Below are 25,631 nucleotides of genomic sequence, written 5' to 3' on the forward strand. Positions count from 1 at the left end.
TTGGCACGATGGGTGCCATGCGTGCGATCACCGTCCGTGACGACGCGGCCCTGGAGCTCGGCGAGGTCCCGGACCCCGAGCCCGGCCCCCGCGAGGTGCTCGTCGACGTCGCGGCCGCCGGCGTCAACCGTGCCGACCTGCTCCAGCGGGCCGGGCACTACCCGCCTCCGCCCGGAGCGAGCGAACTCCTGGGCCTCGAGGTCTCCGGCACCGTCGCGGCGATCGGCGACGGCGTCACGGATCTCGCGGTGGGCGACCGCGTCTGCGCCCTGCTCACCGGCGGCGGGTACGCCGAACGGGTGGTGGTGCCCGCCGGTCAGGTTCTGCCCGTGCCCGAGTCCGTCGAACTGGTCGACGCCGCGGCGTTGCCCGAGGCGGTGTGCACGGCGTGGTCGAACCTCGTGGGCACCGCCGGGATGGGAACCGGGGACACCGTGCTGATCCACGGCGGCTCCGGCGGCGTCGGTTCCGTCGCGATCCAGGTCGCCGTCGCCGTCGGCGTCCGGGTGATCACCACGGCCGGCGGGCCGGAGCGGGCCGCCCGGTGCCGGGAGCTGGGTGCCGACGTCGCCGTCGACCACCGGGCCGGAGCGGGCCGCCCGGTGCCGGGAGCTGGGTGCCGACGTCGCCGTCGACCACCGGGCCATCGAGGGCACAGGCGTGGCCGACGTCGTCCTCGAGGCCACCGATGGGCGTGGCGTCGACGTCGTCCTCGACATCCTCGGTGCGGGCGGCCTCGAGGAGAACACCCGGTGCCTGGCCACCGGTGGACGGCTCGTGGTCATCGGCCTGCTGCGGGGACGCCGCGGCGAGCTGGACCTGGGGCGGCTGCTGGCGAAGCGGGCGAGCCTGCACGCCACGACGCTGCGTTCGCGCCCCGCGGCGGAGAAGGCCGAGATCGTGTCCGACGTGCGTGCACGCGTCTGGCCGATGCTCGACGACGGCCGGCTGCGCCCCGTCGTCGACCAGCGGGTTCCGCTCGCCGAAGCCGGGCGCGCGCACGACCTACTGGAGAGCGGCAGCGTCTTCGGCAAGGTTCTCCTGCTGCCCCGACAAGCCGGTGTCAGCCCTTGACGGAGCCGGCCAGCAGCCCGCGGACGAAGTACTTCTGCAGGGCCAGGAACACCACCAGCGGGACGAGGATGGAGACGAACGCGCCTGCGGTGAGCAGGTGCCAGTCCTGGCCGCGCGAACCCGCCATCTCGGCCAGGCGCGCGGTCAGCGGCTGCACGGCGTTGTTGCCGCCGGTGAACGTCAGGCCGACGAGCAGGTCGTTCCAGACCCACAGGAACTGGAAGATCGCGAAGGAGGCGATCGCCGGCACCAGCAGCGGGAGCATCACCCGCAGGAACACTGTCACGTGCCCGGCGCCGTCCACCCGTGCCGCCTCGATGAGCTCGGTCGGCACCTCGGCCATGAAGTTGTGCAGCAGGAACACCGCGAGCGGCATCGCGAAGCACGAGTGCGCCACCCACACCGCCAGGTACGGGAACGCGTCGAGCGCCCCGGAGCCCGAGAAGATGCGCAGCAGCGGGATGAGGGACATCTGGAGCGGGACGATCTGCAGGGCGAACACGACGACGAAGACGGTGTCGCGGCCGCGCCACTTCAGCACGGAGAACGCGTAGGCGGCCATGGTGGCGACAACCAGGGGGATGATCGTCCCCGGGATGGTGATGACGACCGAGTTGATGAAGAAGTTCGACAGCTCGCCCGACGACGCCCGCCCGAAGAGCACCTCCTGATAGTTCGCCAGGGTGAAGGCCGGGTCCGTGAAGAAGGTCCACCAACCGCTGTTGCGGATGTCTGCCGAGGGCCGGATGGAGCTGATGAGCAGGCCCACGATCGGGATCGTCCACAGCACCGCGATGACGATCGCCACGGCGGAGCCGATCCGCGAGGTGAGCATCGTCTTCGCACGCGAGGACGCGGGCTCGCCACGGCTACCCAGGGGCGGCGGCGCCGTCGTCGCCGACCCCTCGACGGCGACCGCCGGGTTGGCCGGAGTGGTTCCGCTCATGCTCCACGCACCTCCCGGTTCTTCACCATCTGTCGGACGTTGAACACCACGATCGGGATGACCAGCACGAAGATGACGACGGCGAGGGCCGAGCCGGTGCCGTTGTTGCCGAACGTGAACGACTGGTCGTACATCATGTTGGCGAGCACCTGCGTGTCGAAACGCGAGCCGGTCATCGTGCGCGGGATGTCGAAGATCTTCAGCGTCGCGATGGTGATGGTGGTGACGACGACCACGAGCGTCGGCCGGATGCTCGGCACGGTGATGCTGCGGAACATCTGCCATCCGCTGACACCGTCGAGGCGGGCCGCCTCGACGATGTCGTCCGGGATGGCCTTGATGGCGGCCGAGAGCAGCACCATGGCGAAACCGGCCTGGATCCAGATCATCACGGCGATGAGGAAGAACGTGTTCCACGGAGCGTCCTGGAGGAAGCGCAGCGGCTCGATCCCGAGGCCGACCAGGAGCGCGTTGAGCAGGCCGATCTGGTCCTGCGCGGCGCCGCGGTACTCGTAGACGAACTTCCAAATGATCCCTGCGCCGACGAAGGAGATCGCCATCGGCACGAACAGCATTGTCTTGGCGATCTTCTCGAACCGGGAGCGGTCCACGAGGATCGCGTAGATCAAGCCCACGGAGGTGGAGACGAGCGGCACGAGCACCACCCAGAAGAAGGTGTTGATGAATGCCTGGAGGGAGTCGGGGTTCGTGAAGACCCACTCGTAGTTCGCCACCCCGACGAACGTCTCGCTGCTGCCGTCCATGAACGACATCACCGTCGTCCGGACGGCTGGGTAGAGGAGGCCGAGGACGAGCAGGAATGCCGCCGGCCCACCGAAGCAGAGCACCATGATCAGGGTGCGGGCACGCCCCGCGAACCGGTCACCCAGCTTCGCGATCCCCAGGATGACCAGGACGACGGCGGTGAAGGCCAGCACCGCCAGGGTCATCTGGCCCCACTTGGAGAACAGGAAGAAGTCCACGCCAGTACCTCCTTGTGCCGGCTACACGGCCGTTGACGTCGAGCCGCCCCGGGAACGGGCGACGGAACGAGCGACGGGTCGGGGGCGCGACCATGCGCCGCGCCCCCGACAGGTCCGTCAGTTCTCGGGCCAGGCAGCCTCGACCTCGTCGAGGACCGTCTGGGTGTCCGCGCCGTTGATCCACTCGACCATGGCAGTCCAGAAGGCACCCGCGCCGATCTCGGACGGCATCATGTCGGAGCCGTCGAAGCGGGCGACCGAGTTCGGGTCCTGGAGGATCTCGATCGACTGGCGCAGGACGTCGGAAGACGCGAGCTCGGGATCCACCCCGAGGTTGGAGCTGATGACGCCGCCGATCTCCACGCGGGTGTTGGCCCACTTGGCGCTGGAGAGGAATGCCTGCACCGCCTGCGTCGCCTCGTTGTCGTTGAAGGCCCCGACGAACTCGCCGGCCACCAGCACGGGACGCTCGTCCGGGTTCGTGCTCGGCAGGTAGAACGCGGAGACGTCGCCCTCGGGCCCGACCTCGGTGCCCTCGGGCCACTGCGCCTCGTAGAAGCTGGCCTGGCGGTGCATGAAGCACTCGCCGTCCAGGATCGGCAGCCCGGCGTCGTTGAAGGACGTCGTGGCGATCGAGCGGGAGTCGCCGATACCGCCGTTGACGTACTCGTCGTTCTTGAGGATCGCGCCCGCCATCTCCACGGCCTCGACGATCTGCGGGTCGTTGAACGGGATCTCGTGGTTGACCCACTGGTCGTAGACCTCGCCGCCGCCGGTGCGGAGCACCATGTCCTCGATCCAGTCCGTCGCGGGCCACCCGGTGGCACCGCCGGACTCGATGCCGGCGCACCACGGCTTGGTGGTCTCCGAGCCGTGCTCCTGGGCGATCTGGTCGGTGAGGGCCATCAGGTCGTCCCAGGTCTCCGGGATCTCGTAGCCGTTGTCCTCGAACATCGACGGCGAGTACCAGACGAAGGACTTCACGTTCGACATCAGCGGCGCGGCGTAGAACGTACCGTCCACGGTGCCGTAGGCCTTCCAGTCGTCGGTCCAGCCCTCGTCGACGTTGGCCACGACCTCCTCGGGAGCCTCCACGAGGTGGCCGTCGTTGGCCATGCGCTGCAGCAGACCGGGCTGCGGGAACGCCGCGAGGTCCGGGGCGTTGCCGCTCTCCGCCTGCACGACGACCTGCTGCTCGAACTCGCCGGAACCGTTGTGGGTCACCGTGATGCCGGTGCACTCGGAGAAGTCGGCGAACGTGTCCTGGAGCTGGTCCGCCTCGACCTCGCGGATGGAGGTGAAGAGCGTCACCTCCTCGCCGTCGAAGGTGCCGTACTCCTCGAAGTCGGAGCAGTCGACGTCGCCGCCGCCACCTCCGCCGCCGCCATTACCGCCGCCGCCTCCGCCACCGAGGTCGTCTGCGCCGCCGCAAGCTGCCAGCGTCATCGCGAGTGCCGCGGCGCCGGCCAGACCGGCCGTCCTGCGGCGATTCGTCGTCCTAGTCATCAAATGCTCCTCGTCACATCTTCGTCACGAGCGCAAGCAGTGCGCTCCTGGGGCTCACTCAAGCCTTCCGCACCGCGGAAATCAACCGATCGACGCATCCGGGCGGTAACGATCCGGCAACACCTCGACCCCGACGACCACCGCCGCAGCGCGCGAGTCGTCACCCGTGTGCTCACTCGTCACCCGTGTATCGACTTGTCGTCTCTCGACATCGAGACATGACGAGTCGGCACGGGTGGGTGGGAGGGCGGGGTGAGTCGGCCGGTCAGCGGTCCAGCAGCGCCCGCAGGACGACGGCGGCGCCGTCCTCGTGGACCGAAGCCGTCACGGCGTCCGCGGCTGCGGCCACGTCGGGTCCCGCGTCACCCATGGCGACGCCGTGCGTCGCCCAGGCCAGCATCTCGACGTCGTTGCCGCCGTCGCCGAGCGCGACGGTCGCATCCTGGGCGATGTCGAGCCGGCCGCGCAGCATGTCCAGCGCACTCGCCTTGCTGACTCCTTCGGGCGAGATGTCGAGCCAGGCGGACCAACCGACGGCGTAGCCCACGCCGTGCAGCCCGACCCGCTCGACGAGGTCCTTGAAGTCCGAGCTGTCCAGGTCCGGGGCGCGCAGCGTCACACGGGTGGCCGGCGCGGCGAGCAGCTCCTCGAAGCTGACGACCTCCACCTCACCGGTGAGCTCCCCCATCGGGAACGGGGCCGTGACCTTGAACCCACGGCCGAGATCCTCGACGGCGAAGAGCCCTTCCGGCAGCTCCTCGCGCAGCAGACGCACGGCCGGGCCGGGGTCGAAGGTGACGACGTCGGTGATCTCGAAGTCGCCGTCGGGGTCGAGCCGGAGGCAGACCGCACCGTTGGAGCAGACGGCCAGGGTGTCGGTGAGCCCCAGCTCGCGCGCGATCGGCACGGTGGCCTGGATCGAACGACCGGTGGCGAGGACGAGGCACGCGCCGGCGGCCTTGAGGTCGCCGACGGCGGCCCGCACCGCGGCCGACAGGTCGCCGTCGTGCGTGATCAGGGTGCCGTCGATGTCCAGGGCGACCATCAGCTCCGGGCCCGCGGGCGGGACGGACGCCGGCACCCGCGCCCGCCAGCCGGCCGCGCGCTCGCTCAGCGCGACGGTCTCCTCGGTGCCCCTCATGCCGGCTCGAGCACCTCGAGGCCGCCGAGGTAGGGGCGCAGGCCGACCGGCACGCGCACCGAGCCGTCGGGCTGCTGGTGGTTCTCCAAAATGGCGACGATCCAGCGGGTGGTGGCCAGGGTGCCGTTGAGGGTCGCGACCGGTCGGGTGCCGCCGGCGGCGCGTTCGCGGGTGCCGAGGCGGCGGGCCTGGAAGGTCGTGCAGTTGGAGGTGGAGGTGACCTCCATGTACCGCGACTGGGTGGGCAGCCATGCCTCGCAGTCGAACTTGCGGGCCGCGGAGGTGCCCAGGTCCCCGGCCGCGGTGTCGATCACCCGGTAGGGCAGCTCGACCGTGGCCAGCATCTCCTCCTCCCAGGCCAGCAGCCGCTCGTGCTCGGTGGCGGCCTCCTCGATCGGGGCGTAGGAGAACATCTCGAGCTTGTTGAACTGGTGGACCCGGATGATCCCGCGGGTGTCCTTGCCGTAGGAGCCGGCCTCGCGCCGGTAGCAGGTGGACCAGCCGGCGTAGCGCAGGGGACCGTCGCTCAGGTCGAGGATCTCGTCGGCGTGGTAGCCCGCGAGCGCCACCTCGGACGTGCCCGTCAGGTACAGGTCGTCCTCCTCGAGGTGGTAGATCTCCGCCGAGTGCTCGCCGAGGAAGCCGGTGCCCGACATGGTCTCGGGCGTGACGAGCGTCGGCGTGATCATCGGGGTGAAGCCGGCCGCCATGGCCTGGTCCAGGCCCGCGTTGAGCAGAGCGAGCTCGAGGCGGGCGCCGATGCCGGTCAGGTAGTAGAACCGTGCCCCGGAGACCTTGGTGCCGCGCTTGACGTCGATGGCGCGCAGGGCCTCGCCGAGATCGAGGTGGTCCTTGGGCTCGAAGCCCTCGGCGGCGAAGTCCCGCGGTGTGCCCTCGTGGCGCAGCACGACGTAGTCGTCCTCACCTCCGGCGGGCACGCCGTCGAGGACGACGTTCGGGATGCGGCGAAGGACGGCGTCGAGCTCGGCGGCGGCCTCGTTCGCCTCGGACTCGGCGGCCTTGACGGCCTCGGAGAGCTCCTTGGCGTGCGCGAGGACGGTCGGCCGCTCCTCCGGCGACGCCTTGCCCACGGACCTCGAGACCTGCTTCTGCTCGCCGCGGAGCTCCTCGAAGCGAGTGAGTGTCGAACGGCGGCGGGCGTCCGCTTCAAGCAGGATGTCCACCAGGGTCTCGTCGGCACGCCGGGCACGCTGGCTGGCGCGGACCCTCTCCGGGTCCTCGCGCAGGGCTCGCAGATCGATCATGCAGTCGAGCCTAATGTGGACGAGAGGACGTTACGGTCATGACGTGGGTGCAGTGGGTCGCCGTCGCGGCGCTGGTGCTGGCGGTGGCCGGTGTGGTCATCGGTGCGATCGCCTGGCACGGCGTCCGCACCCGCACGCCGTCCTTCGCCTCCGAGGGTCACGAACCGGACGGTTCACGGACCGGCCCGCCGGCCGTCGTCGTGAACCCGTCGAAGGCCGTGGACGTGGACGAGCTGCGCCGCCTCATCGAGCAGTCCGCCGCGGAGGCCGGCCTGGGCAATCCGATGTGGTTCGAGACCACCGTGGAAGATCCCGGGCTCGGCCAGGCGCGCAAGGCGCTCGAGCAGGGCGCCTCCGTCGTCGTCGCGGCCGGCGGGGACGGCACGATGCGGGCGGTGGCCGAGGCCCTCGCCGGCACGGAGGTCCCGATGGGGATCGTGCCCCTGGGGACCGGCAACCTGCTGGCCCGCAACCTGGACGTCGCCATCGGCTCCCTGCGCGAGACGGTGGCGACCGCGCTCACCGGCCGGGACCGAGCGATGGACCTCGGCTGGCTGCGCACCGAACCGCTCTCCGCCGAGGATGAGGAGAAGGTGCGGGGTCGTGCGGACGCCTCGACGGCACGCTCGGCCGAGCGGACCGAGTCCGGGGAGGCGGCCGACGCGCGGGACCTGGACTCCGCCGTCCCGGGTTACGGCATGGACGAGGTCCCGGTACCGACGACGGATCCCGACAAGGAGCACGTGTTCCTGGTCATCGGCGGCCTAGGGTTCGATGCCGCGATGGTCTCCGGCGCCGATGACGAGCTGAAGGCCAAGCTCGGCTGGTTGGCGTATTTCGTCGCCGGCGTGCAGCACCTGACCGGAAGGAAGATCCACGCGACGGCGGAGCTCGGCGAGTCCGGGCCGAGCGAGCCGTTCAGCGCGCGGACGATCCTGTTCGCCAACTGCGGTCGGCTGCCCGGCGGCGTCGTGCTCTTCCCCGACGCCCAGCTCGACGACGGCTGGCTGGACATCGCCGTCCTCGACACCAAGGGCGGGTTGATCGGCTGGGCGGACCTGCTGCGCAAGGTCACGCTGCAGGGCCTGGGCGTCCGCAAGGACCGCATGCCGTACACGACGGGCTCGATCGAGTTCCGGCGGGCCGGTTCGGTGGTGGTGCGGACCGAGGAGCCCGAGCACGTCCAGGTCGACGGCGACCTCGTCGGGTACGCGACGACGATCCACGCCCGGGTGGAGAAGAGCGGCCTGGTCGTCCGCACGCCGTAGCCGACGGGCGGTCGATGGCGCGCCCGAGCCTTTTGGTGGCCATCCCGCAGGCAATCCCTGCTGAACACCCGCCAATCCCGACGCCGCCCTGTGTCGGTGGTGTCAGCTCTCGTCGTCCCGGCCGAGCAGACGGGCGAGCCACTGCCGCGCCGCACGGAAGTCGGCGTCCGAGGTGCCGGGACGCAGCTGGGTCGGCACGCCGTCGGCCCGCGGGTAGGAGCCGAGGAAGCGCACCGTCGGGCACACCCGGTGCAGCCCGACGAGGGCCGCCTGCAGCCGCTCCTCCGCCACGTGACCCTCGGCGTCGATCGAGAACGAGTAGCGGCCGAGCGAGTCGCCGATCGGGCGCGACTCGATCCGGGAGAGGTTGACCCCGCGCGTGGCGAACTGCTCGAGCATCCGCAGCAGGGCGCCGGCCTCGTTGTCCGGCAGGTGCACCATGAGGCTCGTCTTGTCGGCGCCGGTCGGCTCGGGCGTGTTGCCCGGGCGCGAGACGAGGACGAACCGGGTGACGGCGTTCGGGTTGTCGGCCACGTCCCTGGCCAGGACCTCGAGGCCGTACTCGCGGGCCGAGAGCTCGGAGCACAGCACGGCGTCGAAGCCCGGATCCTCGTCCGAGGCGAGCAGCGCGGCGGCCGCGGCCGTGGAGGTCGCCGGGACGTGCACGACGCCGTCGAAGTGGGAGGTGATCCAGATGCGGCACTGCGCCCAGGCGTGGGGGTGGGTGGAGATCCGGCCGACGTCGGCCAGCCGGGCCCCGGGCCGGGCGCACAGGACGAACGTCACCGCCACGAGCATCTCGCCGACGATGGACAGGGAGTCGTCGGAGGAGAGCTCGTCGAGCGTGACGTTGACGCCGCCCTCCACCGAGTTCTCGATCGGGACGACGGCGTAGTCGGCCTCGTGGCCGCGCACCAACTCCAGCGCGGTGACCACGTCGGTGCACGGAACGAGGTCGGACTCCTCCGGCCCGGTCACCTGGAGCAGCGCCGACTCGGTGAAGGTGCCCTCGGGGCCCAGATAGGCGTACCGGGGCCGGCCGCCGACGGCCCCGTCGGTCTGCTTGCCGGTCTGCCCGCCGGGCCGAGTCGTCTCCTCCGCTGTCACGACGGTCAGGGTAGCCGGAGGCGACCTCCCGACGGCGCCCGCCGGCCCGTAGCGCTCACCGTGGGCACACACTGCGCTCACCACGGGCACACCAGCGCGCACGTAGGCTGCCGACGTGGGCAGAAGGCGCAACTGGCAGCGGTGGGTCGTGATCGCCATGGCGGTGCTCCTCATGCTCGCTCTGGTGCTCCCGATGATGACCGCGCGGGCTGCCGCGACCGGTGCCGCATCGAACCTCCCGGCCGCCACGGGGCCACCTACCCAGACCCCGGCCGACGCCGCACCGGACCTGGTCGTCGTCGGCACCTCGGGCCTGCGCTGGGAGGACCTCTCGGCGCTCGCCACCCCGAACCTCTGGGACCTCGCCGACGGCGGCGCCTCGGCGAACCTCGTCGCCCGTTCGGTGCGCTCGTCCGCCTGCCCCGCCGACGGCTGGCTCGCGATCTCGGCCGGCCGGCGCGCCGCCGACCTGCCCCTGGAGGAGTACGGCACGTGCCGACGGCTGCTCAGCCCGGACACCAGCGGCGCGGTCCCCGCGTGGGACGCCTTTCTCCAGGCCGCCGCGGATGACGGTTACGACGCCCGGCCGGGGCTCCTCGGCGACCGGCTCGTGTCCGCGGACGTGTCGTCGCTCGCCGTCGGGCCGGGTGCCGCCGTCGCCCTGGCCACCTCCGCAGGGCAGGTAGCCGGCGAGTACTTCTATGCCGACTTCCGGCCGTCGCTGCTCGAGGGATCGCTCGCCGCAGCGCTGCCGGGGCACGAGCTCGCCGTCGTCGACGTCGGCACGATCCGCGACCACAACCGGCCCCTGGTCCACCCGTCCCCGGGGGAGGTGCGCGAAAAGGCGCCGCAACCGGAGGAGACGCCGTCGCCGGCCCCCGACGAGGCGTGGCTACTCTCCTCCCCCGAACGCACCGAGCAGGTCGCGACCGTCGACGCGCGGGTCGGTGCGGTCGTCGACGCCGCCCGCTCGCTCAGCCCCGACACGACCATCATCGTCGCCTCGGTCGCCGACTCGGGCTCCATCGCGCTCATGCAGCTGATGGTGGCCGCCGGCCCCGGCGTACCGGGCGAGCTGCCCGAGGACGGCGCGCTCCTGCGCAGCAGCTCGACCCGCCAGCCCGGCATCGTCCAGTCCACGGACCTGACCCCCACGATCCTGCAGGTCCTGGACGTCGATGCACCGGCCGGACTGGTCGGGTCATCGGTGCGTGCGGTCCCCGACGGTCGCGACGGCCCCGCCCGGGTCTCGGCGCTCGTCGACGCCCACGACCACGCCGTCGCCGTCCGTCCGCTCAAGGGCCCGTTCCACTCGGCGCTCGTGCTGGTCAACCTGCTGCTGTACGCGTCGGTCACCGTCGGCCTGAACCGCCGGTTGCTCGACCGGGCGGCGGCCTGGTTCGCGCGCCGCCGCTCTCCCGCGGCCGGCCGGGTCGCGGCGTCGCTGCGCTCCCGCCGTCCGGGCGCCGCGCTGCGCACGGTGCGCACGGTCGCCGTCGCGGTGGGCGCCCTGCCGGTCGCGTCCTACCTGGCGAACCTCGTGCCGTGGTGGCGCGCGGACAACCCCGGCCTGGCGCTCTACGGCCTCACGCTGCTCGTCACCGTCGCGATCACCGCGGTCGCCCTGGCGCGGCCCTGGCGCCACCGGCTGCTCGCCCCGGTCGCCGTCGTGGCCGGCCTGACGGCGGTGGTGCTCGCCGTGGACGTGGTCACCGGCGCGAGCCTGCAGATCTCGGCGCTCATGGGTGTCCAGCCGGAGGTCGGGGGACGGTTCTACGGCTTCAACAACTCCTCGTTCTCCCTCTTCGCGGCCGGGACGATCCTCACGTGCACGGCCGTGGCGGACCCGCTCGTGCGTGCGGGCCGGCGCAAGCTCGCCGGAGCCGTGATCCTCGCGGTGGGCGCCGTCGCCGTGGTCCTCGACGGCGCACCGGCCTTCGGCGCCGACTTCGGCGGCCCGCCCGCGCTGATCCCCGGCTTCCTCGTGCTGGCCCTGCTCGTCGCCGGCGTGGCGCTGACCTGGCGGCGCATCATCGTCGTGCTGGGCGTCACGGGCCTGATCGCCCTGAGCTTCTCGGTCCTGGACTGGTTGCGCCCGCCGGCCGAGCGCACGCACCTGGGCCGGTTCATCGAGACAGTCCTGGACGGGGGGCTGTGGGCAGTGGTCGCCCGCAAGCTCGCCCAGAACGTGTCGAACCTCTTCGGCTCGACCCTGACGTTCCTCGCCATCGGCGGGATCGTCGTCGTGATCGTGCTGCTCACGCGGCCGCTGCGTCAGGCCGCGCGCAGCGACGAGGGCGAGCGGTACGGCTGGCTCACCGGCGACAGCTCGCGGGCGCGGGTGGACCAGCTCACGCTGCTGCTGCGCCCGGCGCTCTACTCACTGGGCGTGACCTTCGCCATCGCGTTCGCGGTCAACGACTCCGGGGTGGTGCTGCCGGCGATCGGCGTCTCCCTGGCGGTGCCGCTGCTCGTGGCCGTCCTGACCGGCTGGCTCCTCGCCAGGGGCGGCGACCCTCAGTTCTCGTCGGGCGACGACGTCTCCGCGGGCTCGCCGTCGCGCGGCTCCGCCCACGCCCGGTAGGGCCGGCCCGGACGCTGCTTGGCGGGGTTGTCCCCGCGACGCGACGGCGGCACGCGGACGCGGCGCGCCCGGCGCGCCCCGACGGCGAGGGCGACGTCGCGGTACTGGGCACCGCGGTGCAGCTGGCCGGCGAGGTCGTTGGTGGAGGGCCGGTGTCGCAGGTCGCAGGGCACCTCCTGGACGGTGAAGCCGGCGACGAGCAGGTCGATCGTCATCCCGGTCTCCACGCCCCAGCCGCGGGCGAGCGGGGTGGCGGCGTCGAACGCGGCGCGGGTCAGGCAACGCTGCCCGGACAGCGGTTGGGTGGCCGTCCAGCCGGTGGCCTTCTCGATGGCCTTGCGGGCCAGTCCCGTCACGATGCCGCGCCCGCCGGCACCCGGCTGGGGCGGGAGCACCGCGATGGTGCACTCGGCCTGCCCGCCGACAACCGGCGGGACGAGCGGCGCGGTGGCGACGGCGGTCTCGCCGAGGTCGGCGTCGACGAAGAGCAGCAGCCGGGGCGCGGCGCCCTCGACGTCGCGCATCGCGACGACCGAGGCGCCGGTCTCCATGGCGGAGGCCTTGCCGCGGTTGACGGAGTGACGCACGACGACGGCACCCGCCCTGCGGGCGACGTGCTGGGTGTCGTCGTCGGAGCCGTCGTCGACGACCAGGACCAGGTCGACGTGGGGGATGGCCCGGGCGGCGCGGACGGTGGCGGCGATGGCCTGCGCCTCGTCCTTGGCGGGGATCACGACGGCGACCCGCTGCGACCGCGCTCCTCGTGGTGTCACGTGGTAAAGACTAGCCAAGATCCTGACCAAGAGCGCATGTCGGCGAGCCGGCGGAGTGGCGGGGGACGCCGGTCAGCGCAGGCCGACCTGACGCGAGACGATCCCGGCGCGGGCCCGGCGTTCGTCCGCGTTCAGCGGTTCGGTAGCGGCGAGGGCCTCGGCGAAGCGGGCGTCGAGCTCCGCGACGGGGCCGGCAAGCTCGTCGGCCTCCGTGCCGCGGGCCAGCTCCCACACCGGGATCAGCAGACCGCAGGTCCGGAAGGCGCCGGCGAACTTGGCGTCCTGGTCGACGGCGGAGGCGCGCTCGACCTGCAGGCGGGCGAGGGCGTCGAACACCTGCTCGGTGTCCTCCGGACGCACCCAGCGCAGGAACTCGCGACTCATCCGGCACCAGTAGGCGGAGGTGGCGCCCTCGACCTTGACCGTCGGGACGATGTTCTCATTGGCCGCCTCGAGCGCGCCGGCAATCTCGGGATCGTCGGCGGCACCCTCGGCGAGCCAGAAGGAAAAGCTGTCGTGCACCGCGGCCTCGGGCACCACCTCGAGGTCGAGGATGTCCTGCAGGCGCGGACCGGGCTCGAGGATGCCGGTGGTCCGCAGCGGCTGGCCGGGCCCGAGCTCGAGGCCGGCCAGGAGCGCCGCGGCGACGTCGCGGGAGGCGTCGCCGGAATTGCTCGCAGTCTGCAGGGCCACGAGCAGCGTGCCGTCCTCGCGGTGCAGGGCGGGCAGGAAGTCGGGCAGCAGCGTGACGAGCTGGACGTCCCGGGCGCCGTGCTCGGCGGTGGTCCGCACGGTCGCCGTCGCCGCGGGCACGATCTCCCGCATGGCGACGAGGTCCGTCTCGCCCGGCAGCCCCTCGAAGGGGCGCTCGACGAACGGCACCTTCTTCGGCTTCGGCCTCGACGGGTTGGCGGACCGGTTCCTGCGGCTCTTCTTTCCCATGCCGCCCAGCCTACGTGCGTACCGGGGCTCGTCCCCCGGCCGGTCACGCTCGTCCGCGCTGCGGAGCGCTACTCCTGGTAACCCTCGATGATCGTGAGGAGCTCGTCCGCCGCCTCCTCCGGCGTGCTGTCGCGGAAGAGGACCTCGCCGGCGATCCGCTGGTAGTCGTCGCTCCAGGTGCTGGCACCGCTCGGCGTCACCTGCGGCGGCGGCACGACCTCGTCCTGCAGGTCGGCGGCGAACTGGACCGACATCTGCCCGGTGGGTCCGAGCTCTGGCTCGATGACCTCCTGGATCGCCGGGATGGCCGGCACCCCACGTTCGACGCCGAGGACGCGCGCGGCCTCTTCGTCGTTGAGGAGGAAGTCGACGAAGGTCGCCGCCTCCTCCGGATGCTGCGTGTTCTGGGCGATCGACCAGTACATCGACGCCTTGTTGACCATGTGGTGCTCGCCGGGCTCGAGCGCGGGCTGGCGGAGCAGCCCCATCTGGACCCCGGAGGCGTCGACGTACGCCTGCACCTGCGTGTGCCAGAGCGGGTGGAACGCGGTCTCGTTGACCGCGAAGGGTGACTGCTCCAGCGACAGGCCCACACCCTCGATCTGGAGGTCTCCCGGCGGGACCGCGCCCGTCTCCATCAGCTCGAGGTTCTGCTCGAAGAACTCGACGATGGTCTCCCGGCTGATCGGCGTCTCGTCCTCGCGCGGGAAGACCTCCTCGCCCTTCTGGCGCGCGACGTTCTGGAGGTTGGCGGACTGCAGGGACCAGAAGTCGATGCCGTAGACGCCCTGGTCCCCAAGCTCGTCGTGGGCCTGACCCGCGAGCTCGTAGAACTCGTCCCACGTCCACGTGGTGTCGTCCGGCACCTCGATGCCGGCCTGCTCGAGGATCTCCGGGTTGTAGGCGATGGCGTGGAGCGCGATGCCGACCGGCGCCCCGTACAGGGTGCCGTCCACCTCACCCGTGCTGAGGACGTTGTCCTCCATGCCGGACAGGTCGAGGCTGTCGACGCTCTGCAGGTCGAGCAGCGTGCCCTGGCTGCCGTAGGTCGCGATCTGGCTCTCGTCCATCTGGATGATGTCCGGCATGTCGGCGGCCGCCGTCCCCGTCGAGAGGCGGTCCCAGTAGGACTCCCAGGAACTCCACTGCGTCTGGATGTCGATGTCCGGGTGCTTCTCCTCGAAGAGCGTCACGACCTCCTCGGTCAGCTCGGCGCGGGCGTCGGCGCCCCACCAGGTGAAGCGCAGCTCGACGGGGCCGCCGTCGTCGTCCCCGCCCCCGCCGCCTTGGTCGTCCATGTTCTCGGACTGGCCGCAGGCCGCGAGGGTGAGTGCGGCCGCCGCCGAGGCAACCAGCAGCGTGCGGCGTTTCCGTGCAGGAGTCGGCATGACCCAAGACCTCTCTGTCCGTGGATGTCCTTGTTGTCGCTATGCGCCCACCGCCGCCGTTCGCGACGCAGGCTCGCCGCTCATCGAGTGGTAGAACGGGTTGTCCGGGGTCAGCTCCGTGCGGGCGACGGGCCGGCCGGTGATCGCCGAGGCGTACAGCCCGGCGACGAGCTCCAGCGAGCGCCGTCCGTCGGCGCCGCTGCTCGGTGGGCGCTCCCCGGCGTCCATGGCGTCCAGGAGGGCGCGCAGCTGGACCGCGTGCGAGCTGGCCACGTTCGCCGTCGGTGCCCACGTGGCCACCGTCTCCTCGGCGACGTGCTTCGCCGGGGTCCACACCCAGCTGGTGTCGTCGTAGCCGTAGAGGTGGCTGAGCTCGACGGTGGCGTCGGTGAAGTCGAACCGGAGGTAGCTGGTCTCGCGCGGGGAGAGCAGGCTGTTGACGACCGACATCATCGCCCCGGACTCGAGGCGGACCATGGCCATGGACACGTCTTCGGTCTCCACGTCGCGGTCGAGCGTGCCCATCATCGCGCGCACCTCGTCCCAGTCGCCGAGGAGGTTCAGGGCGAGGTCGAACTGGTGGATGCCGTGCCCCATGGTCGGACCGCCGCCTTCGGTGGCCCACCGGCCACGCCAGGGCAGGTCGAAGTACGAGTGGCCGCGGTACCAGAGCGTGTGGCACACGGCGACGAGGGGCCGGCCGAGCTCCCCCGAGGCGATCTGCTCGCGCAGCCTGGCGGCGCCAGAGCCGAAGCGGTGCTGGAACACGTAGCTGACGTAGGGGCCGCCGTCGTGCTCGACGGCCGTGATCGCGTCGTAGTCCGCCAGCGAGAGGGTCGGCGGCTTCTCGCACCACACGTGCGCGCCGGCCCGCAGGCAGGCGACGATGGCGTCGCGGTGCGCGCCGGGCGGGGTGCACACGACGACCAGCTCGAGATCCTCGGCGTCGAGCATGCCCTCCAGCGAGTCGTGGCTGTGCGGGATCCGCCACGTCTCGGCGAAGGCGTGGGCCCGTTCGCCGTCGAGGTCCGCGACCGCCACCACCTCGGCCCGGTCGCCCAGCTCGCGCACGGCCGGCAGGTGCCGGCCACCGGCGATGCCCCCAGCACCAAGGATCCCCAACCGGACAGGTGCTCGCTGCATCACGGCCTCTCGTGGTGACGCACCGTCGCAGCATCGTGGGTGACGAAGCGTCTGAAACAGAAACATTTCGCCGCCGACCTCCGTGCCGGCGTGTTTCGGAGCCTATTCGCCAAGGGGGCATTGTCAAGATGGCTATCCGAGGAACGGGACGACACCTTTAGGCGAGCATTGCGCACCATTCATGCGCGTTCACCGGCACTGCTCGAAATAGTTTCGGTGCTCGCTCGGCACAAGATTCTCAATGTTCGGGTTCCACGTTTTCCGCTCGAGCGAGCGCTTTCTCGCCGGGGCGCCGCCGGGCTTTCTGCATCACGGCGGGGCGAATGAGCCGTTACGCGACCAGCTGCAGCACGGCACCGAGGGTCTCCTCGATCGGTGTGGTGCCGCGTACCTGCCGGTCGCCCGCGGGCGCCAACCGGCCGGCGTCACCCGCCTCGTACAGGCCGCCGAGGAGCTCCGCGGCCCGCAGCGGCAGCCCGGTCGCCACGAGCGTGTCCGTCCAGGCCGCCCGGGGCACGGTGACCACCTCGGCGGCCGGCCGAGCGCCCGCCAGACGTCATGGTTCACTGACGCGGCCGCCGGACCCGATGTGGACGCTTCGCCGGCCGCTAGGCAGGCGCCGAGCCGGTGGATCCGCGCACGACGACGTTGCAGCGCAGCACCTCGGTCGTCGGGCTCAGCGACGCGTCCCGCAGCCGCCGTTCCAGCATGCCGGCGGCGATGGTGCCCATCTCGCGGTTGCGGGCCGCCACCGTGGTCAGGCCGGGGGTGACCATGCCCTCCTCGAGCGAGTCGTCGAACCCGGCGATGCTCAGCCGCCCCGGGACGTCGACGCCGAGCTCACGCACGCGGGTCATCACGCCCCAGGCGAGAAGGTCGTCGAAGCAGACCGCCGCCGTGCAGCCGGAGTCGAGCACCCGCTGGGCGGCGGCCCGGCCCGCCGCGAAGGTGGGTGAGTCCGACTGCTCGACGTGCAGGTCGATGCCGTGGCGCTCGGCGGCGGCGGTCAGCCCGGCGCGCTTGGCGGTGCCGGCCCGCGACTCGGAGGGCCCGTCGAGGTAGCAGACGTGCCGGTGGCCGAGGAGGGCCACCTGCGTGAGCAGGTCCGACATGCCCTGGGCGGCGTCGACCGCGACACCGTCCACACCGCCGACGAGCCGGTTCACCAGGACGGTGGGGCGCCGCTCGGAGTAGGTGAGGACGTCGTCGTCGGGCATGCGGGGGGCGACCAGGACCAGGCCGTCGACCTGCTGGCTCAGGCGGCCCGCGAGCTCCGGCTCACCGCCGGCGTCCTCCCGGGAGTCGGCGACGAAGACGCCGAAGCCGCGCTCCTGGGCGGCCCGGGTGATGCCGGCCAGGACCGCGCCGAAGAACGGGTTGGCGACGTCGGGCAGCAGCACGCCGACGTTGCCGAGCTTGCCGGTGGCCAGCCCGCGGGCGGCGTGGTTCGGACGGAAGTCGAGGGTGGCCGCCGTCTCGAGGACGTGGCGGCGCGTCTCCGCGTTGACGCGGCTGCCGCCGTTGAGGGCGCGCGAGACGGTGGCGATGGAGACACCGGCGGCACGAGCCACGTCGTGGATCGTTGCCATCGTGGTTCTCCCGTCAGGTGACCGGTAGGGTGGAAGCGCTTACGCACAGCCTAGCCCCACGAGCCGACGACAGACCCGGAGTTTCGCCATGACGAACGCCACGACCGTCTCCGCGGAGGCCGCGGCGTCCGATGCGACGATACTTCTACGAGCCGACGACGACGTCGCGATCGCGACCCGGGACCTGGCCGCCGGCCTCCCCCTGGACCTGCCCGCCGCGCGCGTCGTCGTCGTGGAAACGACGGTGCCGCGGGCGCACAAGGTGGCGGTGCGGCCGGTGGCCGCCGGCGCGCCGGTGCACAAGTACGGGCAGCCCATCGGCCGCGCCACCCGAGACATCGCGCCCGGCGAGCACGTGCACAGCCACAACCTGGCCGTCGGGGTCCCCACCCACGAGTACGAGTTCGGCACCGCCCGGCAGAGCCCGCCGACGACGATGGCCGGCCGCACCTTCGACGGCTACGTGCGCGGCGACGGACGCGTCGGCACCCGGAACTTCATCGGCGTGATCACGTCGGTGAACTGCTCGGCTTCCTCCGCCCGGATGATCGCGGACCAGTTCCGAGGGCTGGGTGCCCTGGACGAGTTCGAGAACGTCGACGGTGTCATGGCGTTGACCCACGGCTCCGGCTGCGGCCTCGTCCCGGAGTCCGAGGGCGGCCAGACGCTGCTACGCACGCTGCGCGGGTACGCCCGGCACCCGAACTTCGGCGGGTTGCTGGTCCTCGGCCTGGGCTGCGAGATGCTGCCGGTCACCGCGCTCGTGGAGGACCTGGGGCTGCCCGAGGGCGCCCTCGTCGAGACGATGACGGTCCAGGACTCCGGCGGCATCCGGGCCACGGTGCGCACCGCCGTCGAGACGATCCGGACGATGCTGCCGCAGGTGGACGCCGCGCGGCGGCGGCCGGTCGACGTCAGCAACCTCGTGCTGGGCCTGAACTGCGGCGGTTCCGACGGGTACTCCGGGATCACGGCGAACCCGGCGCTCGGGCACGCCTCCGACCTGCTGGTCGGGGCCGGCGCGACCTCTGTTCTCGCGGAGACGCCCGAGGTGTACGGCGCCGAGCACCTGCTGACGCGTCGAGCCGTCTCCGAGGCGGTGGGCCGCAAGCTGCTGGACCGGATCGACTGGTGGCAGAGCTACGCGGCGGCCGGCGGCGGCACGCTGGACAACAACCCCTCGCCCGGCAACAAGGCGGGCGGGCTGACGACGATCCTCGAGAAGTCGCTGGGCGCCGTCGCGAAGGCCGGCTCGGCCGAGCTGGCGGCCGTGTACGAGTACGCCGAACCGCTCAGCACGCCGGGGCTCGGGTTCATGGACACCCCCGGGTACGACCCCGTCTCCGTGACCGGGCTCGTCGCCGGCGGCGCGAACGTCGTGTGCTTCACCACCGGCCGTGGGTCCGTGCTCGGCTCGAAGCCGGCCCCGACGATCAAGCTGGCCACCAACACCGAGATGTACGAGCGCATGCATGAGGACATGGACCTCAACTGCGGACGCATCGTCGACGCCGCCGCGACGCTCGAGGAGGTCGGCGAGGAGATCTTCGAGACCATCCTCGCCGTCGCGTCCGGACGGCAGTCGGTCAGCGAGGAGCTCGACCTCGGCCAGGACGAGTTTCAGCCCTGGCAGCTCGGCACGGTCACCTGAGCCGCGAGCGCAGCACCTGCTCGAGCGGCTCGCGCCGCACGCACGACTCGTGCTCGAAGGACGCCGCCAGCTCGCTCGCCTCGACGGCGTCCGCGCCCCGGAAGCACTCGGCGAACTCGTCCACCAGCGGCTCGGCGAGCAGCACGTGCCGGACGATGACGTTGATCCATTGCCTCGAGCCCCACGGGAACGGGTCGAACTCCGGGAACTCCTTGGCGAACAGCTCCTCGATCGGATCCAGCACGTGGCGGATCTCCTTGTCGCTGCCGCCCCACGCGTCGGTGCCGAGCCGCTTCTTCTTCTCCAGCGCGGGAGCGATGCGCCGCAGGTACGGACTGTCCGCCGCGGCGTGCACAACGCCCTGGGTGCCGATGTCCTTGTAGGTCCACAGGCTCCAGCTGGCGCCGTGCTCGTCGTAGATGTCGAGCTGGTCGTCCAGCAGCAGCAGGACCTCGCCGTCGCGTCGCGGGTCACCGGTGTAGAGCGGGCCGAACTCACCGATCCAGATGGGCGTGCCGGTCCGGCGCATGAACTCGGTGCGGCGCAGGAACGACTTCTCCACCACGGACCGGTCGAAGTGCTTCCCGCGCGTCTCGCCCGGGTAGCGGCTCGGGTTCGCGATGCCGGGGAGCGCGTAGTCGTGGGCGGTGTAGACGGCATTGTCGACCGGTTCGGTGAACATCGAGAAGTCGGTGGCGTACCGGTTGCCGTCGAAGAAGAGGATGTGGTCGGGGTCCACGGCCCGGACCGCCCGCTCCAGGCGCTCGTAGAAGGGGCCGATGACCTCGCCCGACGCGTCCGCCGGCTCGTTCAGCAGGTTGTAGCCGGCCACCATGGGTTCGTCGCGGTACCGGTCCGCGAGCGCCTCCCAGAGGTTGACCACGCGGTCCTGGAAGTGCCGGTGCGTCCAGAAGTGCGCCCAGTGGGTCGGGTTGTCCGAGTGCCAGTGCTGGTTCTGGGAGCCCGGGGCGGCGTGCAGGTCCAGGACCGTATAGATGCCGCGCTCCCCGCAGAGCCGCACCACGCGGTCCAGGCGCCGGAAGCCTTCCTCCTTGAGCTGGAAGGGCGCGGCGTCGTCCTCGAAGTGGTGGTAGCTGAACGGCACGCGGAGGCAGTTCACGCCGAGCCAGGCGAGGTAGTCGGCGTCGTCCTCGGCGAAGAAGCCGGTGTGGAACGTGTCGAAGAACGCCTCGTAGGCATCCTCGCCGAGCACCCGCCGCAGTGCGCGCCGGGTCTGCGACTCGGTCGCAGGGTGGCCGGTGATGAAGTTCTCCATCGTCATCCAGCCACCGAGGCCGAAGCCGCGCAGCCGGGTCGTCGCACCGGCGCCGTCGACGATCCGGTCCCTTTGCGTACGCAGTGCCCGCTGGTCCATCGCGCCCCCTTCGTGTCCGCTCCGCCGTCCCGACGACCCTACCGACACCACGGCGAGCGGTAACCGGTTACCGGCGTTCGGTGCGGCGAGCGTACGCTGCGCCTCGGAGCACGTAAATGTTTCGTGCTCCGCCGCGAACCAGGAGGAGGTCGGGAGAGTGAGCGCCGCCACGATGCGCGACGTCGCCCAGCTTGCCGGGGTGTCGGTCAAGACGGTCTCCAACGTGGTGAACCGGGCCCCGCACGTCACCGACGCGACGGCGCAGAAGGTGCAGGCGGCGATCGCCCAGCTCGGCTACCGGATGAATTTCGCCGCCCGCAGCCTCAGCCTCGGCCGCACCGGCATGATCACGCTCGCGGTGCCGCAGCTGAGCCTGCCGTACTTCGCCGAGCTGTGCGACGACGTCATCCAGGCCGCGGCCAGACGCGGCTACACGGTGCTGCTCGAGCAGACCGGGGGTCAGCACCAGCACGAGCTCGGCGTCCTGACGTCGGACCGCCGCCGCATGACGGATGGGCTGATCTTCTCTCCCATCGGGCTCCGCGAGGAGGACGCCGAACATCTCGCGGTGCGGTTCCCGATGGTGCTGCTCGGCGAACGGCCGCTGAACCCGACGCTGGAGCACGTCGCGATGGAGAACCGCGCGGGGGCGCGCGCCGTCACCGAGCACCTCCTCGAGCTCGGCCGCCGACGGATCGCCGTCGTCGGCACCTACGACACCGGCGAGACGGGAGCGGGCTACCTGCGCACCAGCGGATATCTGGACGCGCTCGAGGCCTGGGGGGTGGAGCGCGAGCCGGTGCTGCGCGGCACGGCCACGGCGTGGGACCTCGAGAACGGGGCGCGCGCGATCCGCGAGGTGCTCGAGCGCTGCCGCGCGGCCGGCACGACGATCGATGCCGTCTTCGCCCTCAACGACGCCCTGGCGCTCGGCGCGATCCGCGAGCTGCTCGACCAGGGGCTGCGGGTGCCGGGGGACATCGCCGTCGCGGGGTTCGACGACATCAAGGAGGCGGGGTTCGCCAGCCCCCGGCTCACCACGGTCGATCCCGGCCGGAAGGAGATCGCGCGCCGCGCCGTCGACCTGCTCCTGGGGCAGATCCTGGACCCGGGGGGAGAGCACCCGAGTGGGACGGTCAGCCCTCCGTTCACCCTCCGTGCGCGCGAGTCCACCCTGGGTTGATCGACCCCGCGGCGCCGGGAACGGCGAGGTCTCAACGCGGTAACCATTGCCGAAGTCGTTGACCACCACTCTGCCGCTGTGGTCGACTACACCGGTGTAAACCGATGTAAGCGGTTCCGCAGCTGCCAGCCGTGCCGCAGCGAACAGCTCGCCGCGGCACGACCTCGCCCACCACGACCCACGCTGATGAAGGCATTCACAACCCCGCGACGACGCGGAGGAAGGCACAGCGATGCGAATCACGAGCAAGCGCCGCCGCGGCACCCTGGCGGCCGGCACCGGAGCGGCCCTCCTGCTCACCGCGGCCTGCGGGCAGGGCGGCGACGCAGACGACGGCGGAGGCGGGCAGGACGCCGGCGGCGATGGTGGCCAGTCCACGATCCGGTTCTCCTGGTGGGGCAGCCCCGAACGGGCCGAGATCACGAACGCGGCGATCGCGGCGTTCGAGGAGGAGCACCCGGACATCGACGTCGAGCCGGAGTTCACCGACTTCGACGCCTACTTCGACCGGCTCTCCACGTCCGTCGCGGCGAACGACGAGCCGGACGTCATCACCATGGGCGGCGCGTACCCCCGCGAGTACGGCTCCCGCGGTGTCCTCCTGGACTTCGCCGAGGTCTCCGACATCGTCGATCTGTCCGTCTACGACGAGGCCTCGCTGCAGAACGGCTACTTCGACGACGCCCAGTTCGGGATCCCGACGGGGGTGAACAGCTTCGGTGTGGTCGCCAACCCGGCGGTGTTCGAGCAGGCGGGCGTGGAGATGCCCGACGACGACAGCTGGTCCTGGCAGGACTACGCGGACATCGCCACCGAGATCTCCGCCAACACGCCCGACGACATCTACGGCGCCGAGGACCCGACCCAGCCGGACACGCTCGACCTGTATGCCGACCAGCACACCGGTCAGGGCCTGTACTCCGAGGACGGTGAGCTCGCCATCTCGGCGGAGACCGTGACGGAGTGGTTCGAGTACACCACCGGGCTGATGGAGTCCGGCGCGGCACCGGAGGCGTCGCTCAGCGCGGAGCTGATGGGCCAGCCCAACCCCGAGCAGACGCTCATGGGCCAGGGACGCGCCGGCCTGATGTTCGCCTGGACCAACCAGCTTCAGGCCTTCGCCGACGCCTCGGGCGATGAGCTCGTGATGCTGCGTGCGCCGGGCGAGACCACCCAGCAGGAGCCCGGCCAGTGGCTCCAGGCGTCGCAGCTGTACACGATCAGCTCACGTTCGGAGCACCCGGAGGCGGCTGCCGAGCTGGTCAACTTCCTGACCACCTCGACCGCTGCCGCCGACCACATCGGCTCCGACCGGGGCGTGCCCGCGGTCGCGGAGATCCGCGCCCACCTCGAGCCGAGCCTCGGGCCGATCCAGAAGGTCGAGTTCGCCTACATCGACCGGGTCGCCGAGCTCATCGACGGCGACTTCGTGGTCGGCCCGCCCGGGTCCACCGAGTCGGTGCCGACGCTGCAGCGGATCAACGAGTCCGTGCTGTTCGGCGACACCGCACCTGCCGAGGGCGGCCAGCAGTTCGTCGACGACATGAACGCCGCCATCGCTGCCGGCGGCTGATGCAGCGGATGCAGCCGGCGGGCCGGCTCGATCGTGAGGCCATCGTCCGGCGGCACGCCGTGGTCTCGGACACGATCGACCCGCGCTCGCCGGTCCAGGTGGGCAACGGCACGCTGGCGTTCGCCGTCGACGTCACGGGGCTGCAGACGTTCCCGGACGCCTATCCGGTGCCGGACGCCTCCGGCGGGCCGGCGGGCACGCTGCTCGGCACCCAGGCGCAGTGGGGCTGGCACAGCTCACCGCCCCCGGACGGCCGGGAACCGGAGCTGCGGCGGCGGCCGTATCGGACGCGACGGGGCCAGGTGCCGTACGTCGACGCTGAGCCGTCGGGCAAGGACGACTCCACCCTGGACGAGGAGAGCCGGTGGTTGCGAGCGAACCCGCACCGCCTGGACCTGCTGCGCATGGGCCTGGTGGTCGACGGGACGTCTCCGCCCCGTGAGGATCTCGGCCCGTGCCGGCAGGTGCTCGACCTGTGGACCGGCACGGTCACCAGCGAGCTCGCGCTCGCCGGGGAACGCCTGCGCGTGACGACGGCGTGCCACCCGGAGCGGGATGTGCTCGCCGTGCGCGTGGAGCGGCTGGACGCCGGACGGCCCGGTGACGGGCCGAGGCTCGGGGTGCGCCTGGCGTTCCCGTACGGGTCGGAGTCGTGGACCAACGCCGCCGACTGGGGCCGCTCGCGCGACCACCGGACCGAGGTGCACAGCCCCGGCGCCGGCGGCTCTGCCGCAACCGTCCGGCGCTACTTCGACAGTGCCCCGGAGCCGCTGTACACGGTGGCGGTCGGGGCGCCCGAGGTGCTGTCCGACGGCGACCACCAGCTCCTCGCCCTCGGGGGCACGACGCTCGACCGGGCACTCGACCTGGTGGTCGAGCTGGTCCCGGGCGGCACGGCACCCGCCGGACCGCCGCTGAGCGTCGACGAGGTGCTCGACGCCGCGCGGCGGCACTGGCCGGCCTTCTGGCGCAGCGGCGCGGCGCTCGACCTGTCCGCCACCACCGACCCGCGGGCGGCCGAGCTCGAGCGCCGGGCGGTGCTCTCGCAGTACCTGACGGCCGTCCAGTGCTCGGGCGACCTGCCGCCGCAGGAGACGGGGCTGCTCACCAACAGCTGGCGGGGCCGTTTCCACCTCGAGATGCACTACTGGCACGCCGCTCACTTCGCGCTGTGGGGCCGCCCCGCGCTGCTGGCCCGCAGCATGGAGTTCTACCGCCGGATCCTCCCGGTCGCGCGGGACACCGCCCGGCTGCAGGGATACGACGGCGCACGCTGGCCGAAGCAGGTCGGTCCGGACGGGCGGGAGAGCCCCAGCCACATCGGTCCGTTCCTGCTGTGGCAGCAGCCCCACGTGATCCACCTCGCCGAGCTGCTGCGCCGCGCGGGCGACGAGGGCGCCGCCGAGCGGTACGGCGAGATCGTCGACGCCACCGCTCGCTTCATGGCCGACGTCGCCGAGCCCACCGAGAACGGCTACGCGCTCGGTCCGCCCTTGATCCCGGCGCAGGAGTCCTACGCCGACCTCCGGGACCGCGTGACGAACCCGCCCTTCGAGCTGGCGTACTGGTCGTGGGCCTTGCAGGTGGCCCAGCAGTGGCGCATCAGGGCGGGGCTGTCGCCGGAGCGGCTGTGGGACGAGGTCAGCAACGGCATGGCGCGGCCGCTCGTGCGCGACGGCCGGTACGCGGCGATCGGCGTCGAGCCGTACACGATCCGCGAGGACCACCCGTCGATGGTCTACGGCCTCGGCGTCGTCCCGGCCACCGACCTGCTCGACCCGCGCGTCGTGCGCACGACCCTCCACAGCATCCTCGAGGACTGGGACTGGCCGAGCACGTGGGGCTGGGACTTCCCTGCGCTGGCCATGACGGCGGCCCGGCTCGGCGAGCCGAGCACCGCCGTCGACGCGCTGCTGCTCGAGGTGCCGAAGAACACCTACCTGCCGAACGGGCACAACCACCAGACGGACGTGCTGCCCGCCTACCTGCCGGGCAACGGCGGGCTGCTCGCCGCGCTGGCACTCATGACCGGCGGCTGGGACACCGGCCCGGCGACCGGGGCCCAGGGGTTCCCCGACGACTGGGTGGTTCGCCACGAGGGATTCACCCCCTCCCCCTGACCCTTCCCTCCCCGCGACTC

The 25,631-nt window shown here is 71.8% G+C and carries 19 protein-coding genes and 1 pseudogene; 7 read left to right on the forward strand and 13 right to left on the reverse strand.

The annotated features are described in order from the left end of the window. The first annotated feature begins 17 nt into the window (after nt 1–17). A pseudogene (locus tag ABD907_RS21290) lies at nt 18–1,074 on the forward strand (NAD(P)H-quinone oxidoreductase). On the opposite strand, the gene ABD907_RS14325 reads toward ABD907_RS21290, so the two are convergent. The 5 genes from ABD907_RS14325 to serS all read right to left on the reverse strand — a co-directional run bounded on the left by ABD907_RS14325 (nt 1,064) and on the right by serS (nt 6,915). Next, on the reverse strand, nt 1,064–2,020 hold the full coding sequence (locus ABD907_RS14325; RefSeq protein ID WP_345216949.1) for a carbohydrate ABC transporter permease: 957 nt from the start codon (nt 2,018–2,020) through the stop codon (nt 1,064–1,066). The pseudogene ABD907_RS21290 and the gene ABD907_RS14325 overlap by 11 nt on opposite strands. Beyond that, on the reverse strand, nt 2,017–3,003 hold the full coding sequence (locus ABD907_RS14330) for a carbohydrate ABC transporter permease (RefSeq protein ID WP_345216950.1): 987 nt from the start codon (nt 3,001–3,003) through the stop codon (nt 2,017–2,019). The genes ABD907_RS14325 and ABD907_RS14330 overlap by 4 nt, the downstream gene beginning before the upstream one ends. 117 nt (nt 3,004–3,120) lie before the next feature. Further along, nucleotides 3,121–4,509 (reverse strand): ABC transporter substrate-binding protein, encoded by a 1,389-nt coding sequence (locus tag ABD907_RS14335; RefSeq protein ID WP_345216951.1) that lies wholly within the window; start codon nt 4,507–4,509, stop codon nt 3,121–3,123. Between the two features lie 265 nt (nt 4,510–4,774). Further along, the gene (locus ABD907_RS14340; RefSeq protein WP_345216952.1) at nt 4,775–5,650 is read right to left on the reverse strand and encodes an HAD family hydrolase; all 876 of its coding nucleotides are present in this window, start codon (nt 5,648–5,650) and stop codon (nt 4,775–4,777) included. Next, nucleotides 5,647–6,915: a serine--tRNA ligase gene (gene serS / locus ABD907_RS14345; RefSeq protein WP_345216953.1), complete on the reverse strand. Its 1,269-nt coding sequence runs from the start codon at nt 6,913–6,915 to the stop codon at nt 5,647–5,649. The genes ABD907_RS14340 and serS overlap by 4 nt, the downstream gene beginning before the upstream one ends. Nucleotides 6,916–6,953: 38 nt before the next feature. Here serS and ABD907_RS14350 point away from each other — a divergent pair, with 38 nt between their 5' ends. Continuing rightward, a complete protein-coding gene (locus tag ABD907_RS14350; protein WP_345216954.1) occupies nt 6,954–8,183 on the forward strand; it encodes a diacylglycerol/lipid kinase family protein in 1,230 nt (409 codons plus the stop codon). Between the two features lie 102 nt (nt 8,184–8,285). Here the strand turns inward: ABD907_RS14350 and pheA are convergent, their stop codons facing one another. After that, nucleotides 8,286–9,203 carry a prephenate dehydratase gene (gene pheA / locus ABD907_RS14355; RefSeq protein ID WP_345217287.1) on the reverse strand — a complete coding sequence of 306 codons (918 nt, stop codon included), beginning with the start codon at nt 9,201–9,203 and terminating at the stop codon, nt 8,286–8,288. 202 nt (nt 9,204–9,405) lie between these two features. Here pheA and ABD907_RS14360 point away from each other — a divergent pair, with 202 nt between their 5' ends. Next, entirely contained in the window at nt 9,406–11,874 is a 2,469-nt protein-coding gene (locus tag ABD907_RS14360) for an alkaline phosphatase family protein (protein WP_345216955.1), read from the forward strand. On the opposite strand, the gene ABD907_RS14365 is transcribed toward ABD907_RS14360, so the two are convergent. From ABD907_RS14365 to ABD907_RS14390, 6 genes are all read right to left on the reverse strand, one after another. Beyond that, on the reverse strand, nt 11,808–12,647 hold the full coding sequence (locus tag ABD907_RS14365) for a glycosyltransferase (RefSeq protein ID WP_345216956.1): 840 nt from the start codon (nt 12,645–12,647) through the stop codon (nt 11,808–11,810). The genes ABD907_RS14360 and ABD907_RS14365 overlap by 67 nt on opposite strands. Before the next feature lie 72 nt (nt 12,648–12,719). Beyond that, on the reverse strand, nt 12,720–13,589 hold the full coding sequence (locus tag ABD907_RS14370; RefSeq protein ID WP_345216957.1) for a DUF5926 family protein: 870 nt from the start codon (nt 13,587–13,589) through the stop codon (nt 12,720–12,722). A 68-nt stretch (nt 13,590–13,657) separates the two neighbouring features. Further along, nucleotides 13,658–14,977, reverse strand: coding sequence for an ABC transporter substrate-binding protein (locus ABD907_RS14375; protein WP_345216958.1), 1,320 nt, complete (start codon nt 14,975–14,977; stop codon nt 13,658–13,660). Nucleotides 14,978–15,016: 39 nt separating this feature from the next. Then, nucleotides 15,017–16,120 carry a Gfo/Idh/MocA family protein gene (locus ABD907_RS14380; protein WP_345216959.1) on the reverse strand — a complete coding sequence of 368 codons (1,104 nt, stop codon included), beginning with the start codon at nt 16,118–16,120 and terminating at the stop codon, nt 15,017–15,019. 331 nt (nt 16,121–16,451) lie between these two features. Then, the gene (locus ABD907_RS14385) at nt 16,452–16,637 is read right to left on the reverse strand and encodes a hypothetical protein (protein ID WP_345216960.1); all 186 of its coding nucleotides are present in this window, start codon (nt 16,635–16,637) and stop codon (nt 16,452–16,454) included. A 91-nt stretch (nt 16,638–16,728) separates the two neighbouring features. Further along, nucleotides 16,729–17,709 (reverse strand): LacI family DNA-binding transcriptional regulator, encoded by a 981-nt coding sequence (locus ABD907_RS14390; protein WP_345216961.1) that lies wholly within the window; start codon nt 17,707–17,709, stop codon nt 16,729–16,731. 88 nt (nt 17,710–17,797) lie between these two features. Between ABD907_RS14390 and ABD907_RS14395 the strand changes: the two genes are divergently transcribed. Further along, complete coding sequence (locus ABD907_RS14395; protein WP_345216962.1) at nt 17,798–19,360, forward strand: UxaA family hydrolase; 1,563 nt, start codon at nt 17,798–17,800, stop codon at nt 19,358–19,360. Here ABD907_RS14395 and ABD907_RS14400 read toward each other — a convergent pair. Further along, nucleotides 19,353–20,735 (reverse strand): glycoside hydrolase family 5 protein, encoded by a 1,383-nt coding sequence (locus ABD907_RS14400; RefSeq protein ID WP_345216963.1) that lies wholly within the window; start codon nt 20,733–20,735, stop codon nt 19,353–19,355. The genes ABD907_RS14395 and ABD907_RS14400 overlap by 8 nt on opposite strands. Before the next feature lie 157 nt (nt 20,736–20,892). On the opposite strand from ABD907_RS14400, the gene ABD907_RS14405 reads away from it, so the two are divergent. The 3 genes from ABD907_RS14405 to ABD907_RS14415 all read left to right on the forward strand — a co-directional run bounded on the left by ABD907_RS14405 (nt 20,893) and on the right by ABD907_RS14415 (nt 25,611). Then, nucleotides 20,893–21,918 (forward strand): LacI family DNA-binding transcriptional regulator, encoded by a 1,026-nt coding sequence (locus tag ABD907_RS14405; RefSeq protein ID WP_345216964.1) that lies wholly within the window; start codon nt 20,893–20,895, stop codon nt 21,916–21,918. Between the two features lie 232 nt (nt 21,919–22,150). After that, entirely contained in the window at nt 22,151–23,491 is a 1,341-nt protein-coding gene (locus tag ABD907_RS14410) for an ABC transporter substrate-binding protein (protein ID WP_345216965.1), read from the forward strand. Further along, nucleotides 23,491–25,611, forward strand: a complete 2,121-nt coding sequence (locus tag ABD907_RS14415) for a hypothetical protein (protein ID WP_345216966.1) — start codon at nt 23,491–23,493, stop codon at nt 25,609–25,611. Before ABD907_RS14410 ends, ABD907_RS14415 begins: the two co-directional genes overlap by 1 nt. Nucleotides 25,612–25,631 lie beyond the last annotated feature (20 nt).

It is taken from the genome of Georgenia halophila (genome assembly GCF_039541595.1).